Below are 14,530 nucleotides of genomic sequence, written 5' to 3' on the forward strand. Positions count from 1 at the left end.
GATGGGACACTCCGTGTAGCGCATAGACGCGATGGATTAGCCGTCGGCCCTGCATCGACAAGCGCTTCGCTCTCAATTACCCAGACCGACACTGAGTTGACGATCAATACAGCGTCAAGCGACAGACGCGTACGTGTACGAGGGCGTCTGCAGACCGTAGATAACACAGGCGTCACCGGACAGACCGTTCGTATCGCCGTGGGTGAGACGATCCGAACTACTACAACAAACGAAACGGGCTGGTATCAACTGACGATGCAGAACGTCTCCACAACCGATAGTGGGAATGTGTCGACGATCCAAGTGACTGCACGATTCGACGGGTCGGGGACGAACCTTGGATCAAGTCGCGCCAAAGCGACCACTACGATTGAGGGTGATGCGGGGACTGGCATCCTGGAAATAGGACAACCCGGCGACGGTGGATTCGGTGTTCCCGGGCTTGGCGGTGAGCGTCTTGATATCGCGCTGCTTGTGGGGATCGGCCTGCTTGTCCTCGCTGGACTCGGACTCTGGCTTCGGGGCGGCGATAGTGATACCGCGACAACTCCCGATACCTCGGGACAGACGGAGCCCTCGTCAAATCCGGACACACCCTCGCTTGCACAGCAATGGCTGGCACAAGCACAAGCTGCACTCGCAAATAACGACTCGAAGGGTGCTACTGTTGCCGCGTACGCTGCCGTCCGTGAGCGACTACAACGGCGCGCTGACATTCCGGAGTCACTGACCCACCGGGAGTTCCTCACTGCCTGTGCGGATCGCGTCGATACCGTCGAGATGCGAAGCTTAGAGTCATTGGCCGAAGCCTATGAGCGAGCAACATTCATGGCGACATCCGATACCAGCACGGCAACAGCGGCTATCGAAGCTGCACAGTCGATTCTCGCCGATAACGATGACTCAGCTTGACAGCCATCTACGACTGCAGTCGTGGGCGTTCTCCTTGACTGTCTGTAACCGACCGCGACCTTTTTGGTTACTACTCAACTCCTAGCCAGTAGATGTCGTCTCGACGGGACCTCTGGTTATTGCTCCCGCACCCAATCCGTCGGTTGCCTGCTGATCTTGCGGCTGTTATAGCGGTGATTGTATTTGTTAACATCGCAGTGTTTCTCCCGGGAGTACGGGAGACATCGGCACGGGAAGTACTTGGGTTAGCATTTGTCCTGTGCATTCCAGGGTATACGCTGATCGCAGCCCTGTTTCCTGAATCTGGTGTCTCGCCACTCCTCACAGACAATTCTGAGACAGACGACGTCGCAGAGCTCGTCGACGATGAGACTGTCTCTCGTCGTGGTATCGACGGAATCGAGCGCGTCGCATTGTCATTTGGCTTGAGTATCGCCGTCGTGCCACTCATTGGGCTCGTCTTGAATTTCACGCCGTGGGGCATTCGGCTCGTGCCGATCATGGTTGCCGTGAGTGGCGTCTCACTTATCCTGACTGCTGTCGCGGCCTCCCGTCGTTGGGCTGTGTCTCCAGCGGATCGGTTTCAGGTACCGTACCGTGAGTGGCTACAGGCTGCCCGTGTGGAGTTATTCGAACCCGCGACCCAGACTGATGCAATGCTGAACGTTGTGTTGGTCGGCAGTCTCTTACTGGCAACCGGCAGTGTTGGCTTTGCGGTAACTAATCCAACCCAGGGCGAATCCTTCTCGGAGCTTTACTTACTGACAGAGAACGAGACTGGTGACCGTGTGGCGGACAACTATCCAACTGAGTTCGAGCGTGGGCAATCCCGTAATCTAACCGTTGGCATCGGAAATCACGAACATGAACGAGTCAGCTATACTGTCGTCGCCGAGCTGCAGCGGGTGACCATCGTCAATAATTCAACCCGGGTGCAAGATGCGACTGAGCTACGTCGATTCCAGGCGGTGATCGGTGACAACGAAACGTGGCACCGACAACATACAATTACACCACAAATGACCGGTGACCGACTCCGGTTGCAGTATCTCTTATATAAAGATGAGCCAGCAACACCACTGAACCGCTCTGCTGCGTATCGTGAAGTCCATCTCTGGGTGAACGTCACTGGCTAGCCAGATAGAATCTCGTCCGGCCGGCGCCAATAATACTGTCAGCGCCACATATTGGCGATCAATACACGGTTCTCAGGATAGTGGCAAAGCCGAGCAGGGACAACCTCACTAGAAATACCGGGGTTCTTTCAGCAACTCTGTTCCCGACTCTTCCCAGGTCAAAACATGACTATATAACATATAGAGTTAGCGTTCTGTCCACAGGTTTATATTTTGAGTGCTATTATATCCAGCTATGGACGAGAAGCGATTCGTCGTCGCCCTGTTTGGTCTCATTGTAACTACCCTTCTTGGCATACTTGCATACCATTTTATTGCTCCGCTGACGCTCTCGATCTTCCTCTATTACTCGACCCGGCGATATCACCACTTCTTACGGCGCTTCCGACTACCAGCGCGAGCGCGTGCAGTCATTGTCATCGCCTCGCTTGCCCTCCCTCTCCTCCTGTTAGTGACGTATGCCGTCGTGTTGCTTATCGTCCAATCCCAGCGGTTCGTCGAACAGTATGCACTGGTCGATGTCGCTGCCACACATATCGAGTGGTTCGGTGAGATGGGCTCGGTTCCGGATCTTACCGTCCACGGGCTCTATGAGGCGTATCAGTCCGGACAGCTCTCGCCATTGATCGAGTTTCTCAGTACTCACGCGACGCTGCTTACATCAGTCGTCTCGAACCTCTTCCTCAATCTGTTCGTGACGACCATCGTCACCTACTATCTGCTCGTGGATGGGCACCGCATTCGTGAGTGGTTAGTGCGGTTCGACGACGGGGCGATTATTCGTGAGTACCTCGAAGCCGCCGATGCGGAGCTGGAAGCAGTTCTCTTCGGCAATCTTCTCAATGTCGTAGCTATCGCACTCATTGCGATTGCCGCGTTTTCGGGCTATAATGCGCTTGTTCCAGCCTCCGTTCAAGTACCGTATCCGGCACTGACTGGTGCGCTAACCGGCATCGCAAGTCTCGTCCCTGTTGTGGGCATGAAGATCATCTACCTGCCGGTGACCGGGATCACCGCGCTTCCGGCAGTCCTTGACGGACAGTCATCACTGCTTGTCTATACTGTCGGTCTGCTTCTCGTGGCGGTGGTCGTAGTCGATACCATTCCGGATCTGGTCTTGCGGCCGTTACTCAGTGGGGAGCAAACCCACGTCGGCCTGCTGATGCTTGCCTATACGCTTGGCCCGGTGGTGCTAGGGTTTTACGGGCTCTTCTTCGCGCCGATACTGCTCGTTATCGGCCTCACTTTCGCTAATACGGCACTGCCACGATTGCTGGGGGCAGACGATCCTGATGGGCTCCATCAGGATCAGTTACGGCTCAATGACTTTCGGTAGCGATGACTCATAACAGCGCTGAAAGCGCTGAGTCCGTTTTCCGAATCTTCTCGTGAGGCCACACAGCAACCGATAAGCGCTGGCTGCTGGCACACCGCTGGGAACGCACTACCGACGCGAGTTTTAGAATCTGGAAAAACACATATCTATAATTAAAGTAATGTCGAACCGCCGTCGTTATTAACAAGGTATCTGATTCTCTATCTGCGGAACGTCAGAGGCACTGCAGTTGATCCGTGTGGCTCACTGCCACGTCCCCTATCCCCATTGTTACTGAATTGGTAGCATAGAGTCTCTTTAACTTGAAAATCGGCTGGAAAGCAGCGAGAACAATAGGAGAGAGTATTCCTGACTATTTTCGAATTAAATCATTGAATCAGAGATGTTTTGACTCATTGACTCACTGAACCTCTGGGATTTGTCTGACGCCTTCGGGTTTATTCGTTGCTGACTTGGCCGAACCCTCGTCTCGTGGCGCTCACCGAACTATCGCTTCGAAAACGCGTGCCTCGATTTTTCGGAGGTGGTCGCCGACGGTTGATGGTGCTAGACCAACTGCCTCGGCAACGTCTTTGTGCGTCGCCTCCCGTGGCGCTCGGTAGTATCCAACATCGACGGCCGCCGCAAGTACTTGTTCCTGTCGGCTCGTTAACGACCGTGTGAACTGCTGGGTGTTCGGCTCGTACTCCCCAGTTTCTAAAATCTCGAACTCAAGTGATTCTATGGTCGCTGCCTCGTTGAAGAGCGTTTTGAACGCTGATTCGTCGCCGATGATGGTGATCTTCTGGGCTCCATTGGCGCCGAACAGGATGGGTGTCTCAACAACGATATCGGCCCGCTGATGCCACTCTAGAATCCGCCTCACTTGCTCAGTCGGTTCGAACTGGCTCACTGCCATCCAACGATCGTCGCCCGAAACCATGTATGCGTGCACAGACGGCGATGACGACATGATTTCTTCGTACCGCTCCCGATCACCGCTTCCCTCCGCAAATGTCAGTACCGTTCCGTCGTCGAGAAATTTCACGTGATGGATGGCCTCTCGCTGAATTGCTGGGTCCGCCGAGAGTTGCTTGCCGAGCGGATGAAACCCAGCTCCCTCGGCAGGGACTAGCCGCATCGTCATATACCGCATACTACACCCACTCAGCGATCCGACTTAAAAGAGCGTGGATAACCCCCACCAACCCGTTCCGATTCGTATGCATTCATTCACATATGACGACGAATCCACTGCCATCGCTGATTCCGTCGGAGCGGACTGTCACCAGTAACGGGTCGGGTCCAGAAATCGCAATCGTCGGTGGTGGTATTTGTGGGCTCACCGTAGCGGTCGCGCTCGAACAGCGCGGCCTGTCGCCGACAGTATACGAAGCTGCATCCGCATATCAACCGGTCGGCGCCGGTATCCTCCTCCAGACGAACGCGCTACTCGTCTTCGACTGCCTCGGTATCGCCGACGCCATTTGTGATGCTGGCAAACCACTTGATGAGGGTGGACTGCGCTCACCGGACGGCCGGTTTATGACACGGTTCGATTTGAACGATGTCGAACGCCGCGAGTTTGGGTACGGCTTCGTTGCCATTCATCGTGCCGACCTGCAACGTCTCCTCCTCGATGAGTTGGATACCGACGTCCGAACTGGCATGGACTGTGTCGATATTGACGGGACAGACCCACCAGTAGTCCACTTTGCTGACGCGACCACAATTACTCCTGATATCCTTATCGGTGCCGATGGCATTCACTCGACGGTCCGCGACGTTGTCGCCCCCGGTGTTGAACCACGCCAGTTGGGCGGTGTCGCGTACCGCGCACTCGTCACGCTTGACCTACCAGCACCGTACCAGACGCAGGGATTCGAGATCTGGGGTGACGGAACCTATACGGGCGGGTCGCCCATCGATGAGAACCGATTCTACTGGTTCGCAACCGCACCAGACCCACTCACCGACGATTACGCGACTTCTGACGCAGTCCCGTTGGCGCTTCGGACTCGCCTTGCAGGTTACCCTGAGCCCATTCCGGCGATTCTGGACGGACTTACGCCCACGGACCTCATCATGACCGAGCTTGAGGATCTCCCCTCGCTCACCGCTTGGTCACGGAACCGTGTCGTCCTCGCTGGCGATGCCGCCCATGCCATGCTTCCGTTTGCCGGCCAGGGCGCTGCACAAGCCATCGAAGACGGATTGTTGCTTGCCGACGCTATCGCTGCCCACGAACGGTACGACCGCGCGTTCTCGGCCTATGAGTCCGAACGCAAGCCGCGTGCGGACCGCATCCGCCGAGAATCCTATCATCTCGGTCGCCTCGGAACGATGCAATCACCGCTCGGCTGTCGGCTCCGGAATGTCGTCATCGATGCCGTTCCCGATGCGGTACTCCGTCACGTGCGACGGCGGCAAGCAGCCGGCACGTCCCTCCCGGGATAAGCATCAATGAAAGTGCTGGACTACTCCACTACAGAGCCACCAACTACGGGACCCCACCAACCATGACTGGCCATCTACCCACGAGTGTCCTTCTGCCACCCGTCTCGTGGACACCCGTCGTCGAAGAGATAATTACGCAACTCCACTCAGCGGGCGAACTGCGCGTGATTTCTGCTGTTCACTCCGAGAGGAAGGCGGTGCTCTCCCAGCGATACCGGGGCCAAATCCGATCAAGTAGTCAGACTGGGAACATCGCCTGCAGTTCCGACAGTTCATCGTCAGTGACTCTGAGATTGTGGAAAGTAGTCGCCGTAATGTCGCCGTGACAGGTTCCATGTGCGATTGTTCCTTGGAGGAGGCCTCTCGTTCGCTGCCGGCACGCACGATGGGGCATCGCCTCGTCGTCCAGTTCATGAGCAGGATGTGTGAGCGCGCGAATCGACGCCGCTAGCTCGAAACCCTCCGGCAGATGAGTAGTACTGAGTAGGTCTGATCACTCACCAAGTGAGATAGAATCCGTTCGGGAACGGCTTAACGTTGTGACCTAGGAGACACGATTCGCGCTCCACCAAGGCATCCTCAGCTATCCGTCGGAATTACCGACGCTAAAGGAATTGACTACGTTAACCCCAAACAAGAACCAGACTTCTATACTGCGGATAGTTCTATCAAGTGTCTTCAATCATCAGTATTACTACGATAACTCTTCTCTGTGAGCCAATTTAGTTCCTCCCGCAGACCTCCAGGGATATCTTTACGGTCGCGAGCTATTTCGAAGAGATCATCGATCTGTCCCTCTTCAAGTTTAAATTCATAGCGAGGGTCCTCGTGGTAGTATTTTATCTCTTTTACAATCCTCTGGTAATCAACATTGTCGGTGTTCTGAATGTATTCAGTGAATGCACTCTGCACTCCTTTCTCCGTGTCAGCCATCTCTGAATGTACAACGTCATCATCAAATAGTGGCTCATCAACCCTCAACAGATGTTTATAATAATCTTTCCAGATGTAGACGTACGCAATTTCTGCAGTTATAATAACTCCGACGGCGATGATCGCTTTCCAGGCTGGTGAAAGGGAAGAGAAGGACCAGAGACATAGCAGCCCAAGTGAAGGGATCATAGCGAGTATCCAATACGTTTTGCCCATCCGGCATATCTGCGTTCGCAATGATAGGTCCGACACAGACTCATCCGAGTCAGGTAATATTCGAAGTGTACGGAGGGCCTCGTCAGTAAGTGGATCATGGTGGGGGTAGTCCACTAAACAGAGGCTCCCTATCACAAGAAGGACAACCGCGATACCGAACACAGATACCATACTCAATGAACTGACCCACAGAACAAAGCCAGTTAGAATTACGCTCACAAAAACTAACCAGACGATATTGGTTTTCGTCGCTACGCGATTCGTTGTTGCCCAGGTGCGGCCGAGTGCCAGCGCTTGCCATACCATTTCAGTCAGGTATCGGAAAAGAATAACACTCATGACGATTACGGCTGCAGCGGCGAGGCTACCCCCTGTCCAGACATCCGCAACAGATGAAACGCCGATGTACAGAAGCACGACACTAGAGAACGTGATGAGGTATCGAATGATTTCTAGGCCAGCAATGCCTCGATGTAGTGGGTCCTCTCGTCCACTCGTAAATGCGTAGTTGTCGAACGCAGCAATCAACGTTTCAATTCCAATAGCAATCGTAAGGGCAATGAGAGAGAGCCCTTCGAATGTGGAGCGAACAGCTCCAAGGTTGTTGACGACTACTTTCAGCAGGTCCGAGAGAATAAGAGTAATGAGAATCGTCACTACGAACGCGAAGGCACCGCTGATGACGTTACTCTGGTTCTGATCAATTCGGTGTTCTTCCATGTAGCTGACTCTCTACACAACTTAACATATATCTTGCAGATTCGCATTAATCAAAAGCTCAAATATGAGGCTATATAATACAATACTATGCCAGGGCCGGCGTTTCTTCGCTCCGAAGCCGTTACTCTTCGACCCGTGAACGCTGATTGCGACGATGATGTACAAGCTATTCAGCGAGCCATAAATAACCCAAATACCCGACGACCGATGGGACTCACAGATCCCCATTCAGCTCAGAGCGAGCGCGCGTGGCTACAGGATCTGGATGACCGTGAGGATCACATTCTTCTGTTTATCGCTACTGACGAGAATACTCCAGTCGGCAACGTCGAATTATTCGACATAGACCATTGCCATGGGCGAGCCGAACTCGGTTGTTGGGTGTACGAACCACATCGTGGGCAAGGGTATGCTACGGCCGCCTGCCAGCTCATGCTTCGATACGCGTTCACGGAGCTTCGCCTTCACCGGGTCGACGCTGTTGTCTACGACACAAATGATGCTTCGCAAGCCCTCATCGAGACACTTGGCTTTGCACATGAGGGGGTGAAACGCGAATTCGGCTACTTGGACGGGGAATTCGTCGATCAGCACCAATATGGAATACTTGGCAGTGAGTTCAGTGGTTGAATTTGAAGATTGGCTCAGTTCGACGAGTGTTTTTCTATTAGTGTGAAATATGATATCAAGATAGTGTAGTCTGTTTGTGGGATCGATACTTCGAACCACACATTCTCTCACCGGGTTCCGGTTTCAACACGGCTGTCGAACTGTGTTAGCTACTTTCGGAATCAGGTATGGCCTTGATGACATGCCTCAAGTGATTGGATTGGTATCCCGTTTGGCAGCGTACAGCGAACGAAATACCGCTCTGAAGGCGTGAGGGTGAACGTTAAATTCCGACCAGCGTGTGTGAGCGTGCCGTAGCTGAGCCCGCCGACGAGAAGAGTTCGCGACTTGTGTATCGCCGGCGCAGGCCAACACACCACCGTGATATCCAGCTCAACCACATTCCCCGGAATCCTCGAATAGGTAGAGAGCGGCTTATCTCCGGTTGATCAGGAGCCAGACAAATGACGACAGGTGCTGGATATTCGCGGGGCTATCTATTTGAATCAGATACTGCTGCGGTCAGGTCCTCCTGAGTAATAGCCTCGGCATCGCGTTCAGCAGCAGACATTGCGGCGTCGTCGACGATGCCGACGATGTCGGCACTACTGCAGCCTTTTGTTCGGTCCGCAAGTTCTTGATAAGCTTCCTCGTCGAGTGTGGTCGGGCGGTCACGGAGACACACTCGAAAGATAGCCTCACGGGCCTCGTGGTCGGGCAGGCCAATCTCATACTGTTGGTCGAAGCGGCCCCGTCTGGTCACTGCGTCGTCGAGCAGGTCGGCGCGGTTCGTCGCGGCAATCACCAGGAAGTTTGGGTCCTCTGCATCGAGGTGCGCCAGGAATTCATTGACGACTTGGGCGTGTTCGCGATGGAGATCGTCGTCACGGCCGGCCAGCAAGGCATCGATTTCATCGATGAAGATGACACACCGCTCGAACTGCTGGGCCTCGATAAAGAGTCGGTTGACCTGTTCAGTGGATTCGTTGATCCAGCGGGATTTGATGTCGCCCGCCGACAGTTCGAGATACGGGTGGCCCAGTTCCCCGGCAATCGCGTGGGCGAGCAGTGTTTTGCCAGTTCCGGGTGGGCCATGCAGGAGGATTCCGTTCGGTGGTGAGACGTTGAAGCGCTCGTAGGCTGCGTCTGCGCCTATGAGTGGGCGTAGGACCGAGCGGCGGAGGTCATTCTTTCGGTCGTCCATGCCGCCGATGTCTGTGAATCGGGTTTCTGGGGCTGGTTGCCAATTGTAACTAAGTTCTGTCTGTTCAGCCGATTTCTTATCGCTCTGATCGGCAGTATTTTTGTGCGCTTGACTACCTTCAACTGAATTTTTAAGTGAGCTTGTCTCTGCATTTCGAGCTTCTTGTACTGTTGAGGAATCATTACCAGGAGTTACTGCTCCAAAATTAGCGTAAATCATCATAGGAACATACGCGATCCAAGACAGGCTCATCATCCAGAGCTCATTGAACAGGCCAGATAGTCGCAGTGGGAGTAGTTTCTGTGCAAGGCCCGGCCAGCTATGTTCCCAAAGAGGGAGAAACCAAACAAGTGTCAGTATAACAGACCCGATGATAATTCCAAATAGCCATCCTCTGTCAATAATGTAATAATTTTTATTGAATACTCTGTCAATGGCTGAGAAGACTATAATAGCAACCGCTAATGGAAAGAGAGGGATAGCGACTAAGCTCAGAAGTGCAGGAATAAGCACGCCGACATAAGACGCCAACTTGCTGCTCGCCAAAAGTACACCAAGTGGAGCGAGTATATAACATGCAGATGAGACCACTGTAGAGATAGCTAAAGTAATTCCCGCTTGGAAGATGTTTCTACTCTGTTTAGCGGTATTGGACGTAGTGTATTCTTGGCCGTCCATAGTTATCGCGTGCATCCACCTGATTGGCTGTCACTCATTTGGATCGTCCCTCAGTACTGGAATCATCAGTAAAGTCACTCAGTTCCCGCTGGTTTGAGGAGGTCCCGTCCCCGGTATCGACAACGGGATTCTCACGATAGCGTTCAAGGCCTGCTTCAGCCCAATCAAGCGGTGATTGGTGAAGGCTTCGCGTAGCGTAGTCTGTACCAGCCTTTGCATCCTCTGCCGCACGCTTTCCACCTTTCTTGAACGTTTGACCACCCTTTTTGACGTCATTCACCCTCTTTTCTGAAAAGACGGTCGTAGCTGCGCTTCCAACCGCTCCTTTCGTACGCGTCGCAGTAGATTCTGCTTTCGCAGCAGCGGCGCCACCTTTTCCGCCAGTTGCCCAATTGTCGACGCCTGCTGCCCCGTGCCTGGCCTGTTCCATCAGCGCAGTCCGTGTCGACTGCTCGTCGGACTGGCTCGACGAGGTGCCCTGCGAACTGGATTTGCTTTTCGCTCCCTGTCGACCGGACATCTTTCCCGGCGAGAGGCCAGCCATTGCCGCGGATTTGATTCCGACGAGTGCTGGGGCCACAAGCCCAATCAACCAGAAGAGGTACGCCTCAAGCACCTCTCCAAAACCAGGATCGCCAGCTTGCTGACTGGCGGCCGTCGCTCCCTGCCCGGCCACATCCGCGTAGGCACCGGCCGCGGCAGCGCCGGTCTGCAAGAGGCCAGCCATCACGATACCTGCCAGCAGCATGTAGGCGGTCGCCCGGAGGACGGTTTTCGCGAGTTCCGATGCATAGCGGAGTGGCCCGAAATCCAGATACAGCATCGCGCCCAGAACGGGCAAGAGAATGAACGTGGCGTTGAACAGGAACTCCCGCAGGACGAAGACACCCAGTGCTAGCAGGATGCCCGCTACAGAGATCATGCTCAAAATGAGGGCCCCAATCGTGACGCCGGCAGCCGAGGCGGCTGCACCCTCTAGACTCGATTTCAGGACTTCCGGGCCGAAGGCAGCGCCGTACTCAGCAGTGAAGATATGCCGGATGATCGCGTTCGTCAAAAGCAGGCCAAAGTGCATGAGCTGGCGGGCAACGGCGACGAAGATGATCACCTTCAGTGCCTTCCAGACGAGCATGAAATTCGTCACCTCGCGCGGGTCAGCGAATGGCTTGCTGGCGACTCCCGCCATGAAGACGATCGCGAGCAACTGGGGAAAGATATCCAGATTGTGTTGAAACGCCGCTTGGAGTGCCGGGTCCGAATAGGGACTATCGAAGAGGATGAACGTCCGCATCCCATTGGCGATGAGCTCGCCGATAAAGCCGAGGATGCCAGTCAGGATATACGTGAAGCCATTGGCGACCCAGTCCGTGACGGCAAATGCCAACGGGATCAGCATGGTGTCGGTCGGAAGTGTCGTGACGGCCTGCTCGATCGACGCTGGTAGTCTGTGGCCAACGCTGTCAGTAGCTATACGGAACGGAACGTGGACTTGTGGGCCAATCATGGGGTGAGCATGGTAGCTGTGGTGGCTATCTCGGCGTGTCGGGTCTGGTGGCTGGACATGATTCTATCCGCTCTCCTTGCGAAGGTACGCAAACGGCAGAAAGAAGAGAAGAAACGCAGCGATCGAAACGACTGCGCCCGCGAGACTCGTCAGTAGCTGATAGATGTTGAACGGCTCGGGCTGGAAGGCGAGTTGGGTCTCTGCTGGACTGTAGTAGATCTCTTGGGTGGTGTTGGTCACGCCCGCAAACGAGACAGTGACGTAGAGATCACGTCGCTCGAGGACAACGCCGCCGTCGCTGTCTGTCGTCGCGCTGCTCTGGGTGGCGCCCGTCAGCCAGAGTGTTCGTCCGGCAAGTGGCTGGCCAGTAGTGGCGTCGGTCAGCTGGATTCGTGCGTGTGTCTCGTTCTGTGTCGTCGTCGACAGCGTCGCGTTGTGTTCCTGCACGGAGCGTGTCTTCAGGGGTATCGGCTCGTTGTGGATATCCCGCACGCCCGTGATGGGCTGGTCGACGTTTTCGATGACGATCGTCGAGTATCCGCGTGGGCGGACCGACGAGAGATTTACCTGTTCGTCGAGGGGTGCCCCACGCTGTGAAAGGTTGAAACCGTCTAGTCTGGTGATTTCGGGTGCCGAGGCGACACTGTGGTTCTGGTCCCAGTGGAGCGTCGGCTGGTGGCGCTGGGCGATAAGCTGGAGTTCGAGGACGGTCGGGGCAGCGACGGACTGGCGGTGTGACTCGGTCGTTGCCAGCGTCTGGTTGCGGAAGGTCGTGTTGTCGAGCGAGTGGGTGACTGTCGCGTTCGATTCGGTGCCGACTCGGTGGCCACGGGTGGCATTGGTATACTGGCGCTGTGAATAGACACCCCAGACATTCTGGAGGCGACCAGTGTCTTTGAACCGGGCATAGCTCCAGAGACGCCGGTCACGGAGAGTGCGTGGCCCCTCGAACTGCAGGATAACCTTCTCGATGTCGGCCTCCGATCGGACGACTGTCTGGGTGACGCTCAACTTCTGGTTCGTCGTGACGACGACGCGAGTACGGTCTTGTACTGTCTGGGCGAACGACAATGACTCCGACGTCGTATTCGATTGCTGCCAACCGCTGCCCTCACGGACGTGCGTCGTGGTCTGTTTGGCGACAGTCGTGTTGATGGTCGCACTGACCTGCATGGTCGTCGGCTCGGTGGCCGTCGCGTTCGTGTATGTGAGCTGTCGCGGTGCGGTTTCATTCCCGGACCATGTCTGGTCGCCGATTTGCACCTGCCGCGAGACGTCCTGTTCGAGAAGCTCGTAAGTGACACAGGTCCTCGTGTCGCCGGAGACAGTACACGTCTGATCTGGCAGTCGTGTCGCGTAGTCGAGATAGGTGCGGACCGTTCCACTACGAGGAAGCAACAACAAATCGCTCTCGTTCGTCTGGGCCGTAGTCGTATTGAAACGGGTGTGTGCTCCCGCGCGCGTGCCAAGTAACGTGATATGGGCATTAGTGACAACGGTGCCATTGGTGCGCTGAGAATCAGGGAACCACAGACTCGTCGAGTCGTTTCGTGAAATCGACTGTAGCTGTTCGAGCCGATATTCACTGAGTGTCTGCTGGCTTTGCCCGACGCGATACGGGGGCTGCGTCGTCGCGTAGGTGAAGTCACGCGTCCGGCTAACGTTTGCAACGGAGACGTTCTCCGCTTCTACAACATGGTCGAGTCCGGAAAGGACAAAGGGTGGGAGTGTTCCGGCTGTGGGATCCGGATCATCGGCGATATACGCTCGTGTCGCGTTGTTCGGTGGCGGACTGGCTGCTGTCGCGACAATACTCCCAATCGGGAGCACGAGAAGCACAGCGAACAGCAGACCGAGGATGGGATGGTTGGCCGTCATTGCAGTCCAGCAAGTGCTATCTTGGCTGGCGAGCTCCCGAGCGTTTAGGGCATGACGGGGACGATCATGCCTGGTGCGAGGTTCTCGAAGAGGCCAACGAAGACATTGTAACTGACTGAGAGGACGATCATGCCGGCGCCGCCCCACATCCCACGCCAACCCCATTGGGCGCGGTCGGCGCTGCGTCGGGACACAAACCAAACGGCCGCGCCAATGAGGAAGATGATCACGCCAAGTTGCCCGAGAGTGGTCGCGACGAATTCCTCAATCTGTGTGAGCGAGTCCGTGATCTCACTCTGTTGGGCGGCAGCCACGCCGGTACTTGTTATGACCGCAGTCAGCGCAACTAAAAACCGTGTGACACCTTGCCGAAGGCGCATACGGATGGTACATCAGACTAGTGACTGTTAAAGTATTTGATTAACTTAATAACCTGTAATTTAGACGTACTAGAGATCGGTCTAAATACCTATTCTAGACAGAGTACAGTGTTGAAATTACTGTTTAGCCGCATTCCGGTCCTGTGCGTCAAGGAACACAAGCGGTGGCACAGTCCAGAGCAGCTGTTTGTATTGCACTCAATCGATACGCTGGCTCGTGAATCCTATCGCAACACGGGCTACTTTTTAGAAATTCTAGCGCGGGAGAGCTAACCAACAATGTCTCTTTTTGCGTGATTCGTTGGTTAGCGTCGAACCCTACGGAATGTGTGCGTACAGTATCTCACTGTCCGATGCTGATACTGCGAATACTGATGACGAGCCAGCAACGGTCCAGATCAAGCTTGGTCAGAAGCTAGGGAGTAGCGAGTCAGGAAACAGCACAGCGTTCTCAATACAGAAAACCCACGCAGAGAGGATAGATGTCTCTCTGCGTGGGCTCGATGAGTGATAAGGAATGGAAATGAATGGTGGCGGCGAACCAAATTTCCCAGAGGCTCGCGCACTCCAGTACTCGCTGGAACGCTG

The 14,530-nt window shown here is 54.9% G+C and carries 11 protein-coding genes; 5 read left to right on the forward strand and 6 right to left on the reverse strand.

The features are described 5' to 3' along the window. Window positions 1-303 precede the first annotated feature (303 nt). The 3 genes from E4S61_RS24825 to E4S61_RS24835 all read left to right on the forward strand — a co-directional run bounded on the left by E4S61_RS24825 (window position 304) and on the right by E4S61_RS24835 (window position 3,384). Complete coding sequence (locus tag E4S61_RS24825; RefSeq protein ID WP_135306460.1) at window positions 304-912, forward strand: hypothetical protein; 609 nt, start codon at window positions 304-306, stop codon at window positions 910-912. Window positions 913-1,004: 92 nt separating this feature from the next. Further along, the gene (locus tag E4S61_RS24830) at window positions 1,005-2,048 is read left to right on the forward strand and encodes a DUF1616 domain-containing protein (protein WP_135306461.1); all 1,044 of its coding nucleotides are present in this window, start codon (window positions 1,005-1,007) and stop codon (window positions 2,046-2,048) included. A gap of 235 nt (window positions 2,049-2,283) precedes the next feature. After that, window positions 2,284-3,384: an AI-2E family transporter gene (locus E4S61_RS24835; RefSeq protein ID WP_135306462.1), complete on the forward strand. Its 1,101-nt coding sequence runs from the start codon at window positions 2,284-2,286 to the stop codon at window positions 3,382-3,384. A 478-nt stretch (window positions 3,385-3,862) separates the two neighbouring features. On the opposite strand, the gene E4S61_RS24840 is transcribed toward E4S61_RS24835, so the two are convergent. After that, complete coding sequence (locus E4S61_RS24840; protein WP_135306463.1) at window positions 3,863-4,519, reverse strand: helix-turn-helix domain-containing protein; 657 nt, start codon at window positions 4,517-4,519, stop codon at window positions 3,863-3,865. Between the two features lie 83 nt (window positions 4,520-4,602). Between E4S61_RS24840 and E4S61_RS24845 the strand changes: the two genes are divergently transcribed. Beyond that, on the forward strand, window positions 4,603-5,820 hold the full coding sequence (locus tag E4S61_RS24845; protein ID WP_135306464.1) for an FAD-dependent monooxygenase: 1,218 nt from the start codon (window positions 4,603-4,605) through the stop codon (window positions 5,818-5,820). Between the two features lie 678 nt (window positions 5,821-6,498). Here the strand turns inward: E4S61_RS24845 and E4S61_RS24855 are convergent. Continuing rightward, on the reverse strand, window positions 6,499-7,689 hold the full coding sequence (locus E4S61_RS24855; protein ID WP_135306465.1) for a hypothetical protein: 1,191 nt from the start codon (window positions 7,687-7,689) through the stop codon (window positions 6,499-6,501). A gap of 87 nt (window positions 7,690-7,776) precedes the next feature. Here E4S61_RS24855 and E4S61_RS24860 point away from each other — a divergent pair, with 87 nt between their 5' ends. Then, on the forward strand, window positions 7,777-8,319 hold the full coding sequence (locus E4S61_RS24860) for a GNAT family N-acetyltransferase (protein ID WP_135306466.1): 543 nt from the start codon (window positions 7,777-7,779) through the stop codon (window positions 8,317-8,319). 472 nt (window positions 8,320-8,791) lie between these two features. Here the strand turns inward: E4S61_RS24860 and E4S61_RS26035 are convergent, their stop codons facing one another. The 4 genes from E4S61_RS26035 to E4S61_RS24880 all read right to left on the reverse strand — a co-directional run bounded on the left by E4S61_RS26035 (window position 8,792) and on the right by E4S61_RS24880 (window position 13,942). Beyond that, window positions 8,792-10,180 (reverse strand): AAA family ATPase, encoded by a 1,389-nt coding sequence (locus E4S61_RS26035; RefSeq protein WP_209309610.1) that lies wholly within the window; start codon window positions 10,178-10,180, stop codon window positions 8,792-8,794. A 34-nt stretch (window positions 10,181-10,214) separates the two neighbouring features. Continuing rightward, window positions 10,215-11,684 carry a hypothetical protein gene (locus tag E4S61_RS24870; protein ID WP_135306467.1) on the reverse strand — a complete coding sequence of 490 codons (1,470 nt, stop codon included), beginning with the start codon at window positions 11,682-11,684 and terminating at the stop codon, window positions 10,215-10,217. A 63-nt stretch (window positions 11,685-11,747) separates the two neighbouring features. Further along, window positions 11,748-13,562 (reverse strand): hypothetical protein, encoded by a 1,815-nt coding sequence (locus tag E4S61_RS24875; RefSeq protein WP_209309611.1) that lies wholly within the window; start codon window positions 13,560-13,562, stop codon window positions 11,748-11,750. Between the two features lie 44 nt (window positions 13,563-13,606). After that, the gene (locus E4S61_RS24880; RefSeq protein ID WP_135306468.1) at window positions 13,607-13,942 is read right to left on the reverse strand and encodes a hypothetical protein; all 336 of its coding nucleotides are present in this window, start codon (window positions 13,940-13,942) and stop codon (window positions 13,607-13,609) included. Window positions 13,943-14,530: the final 588 nt, after the last annotated feature.

The organism is Haloarcula amylovorans (assembly GCF_004681185.1).
In the GTDB taxonomy this organism is placed as follows: domain Archaea; phylum Halobacteriota; class Halobacteria; order Halobacteriales; family Haloarculaceae; genus Haloarcula; species Haloarcula amylovorans.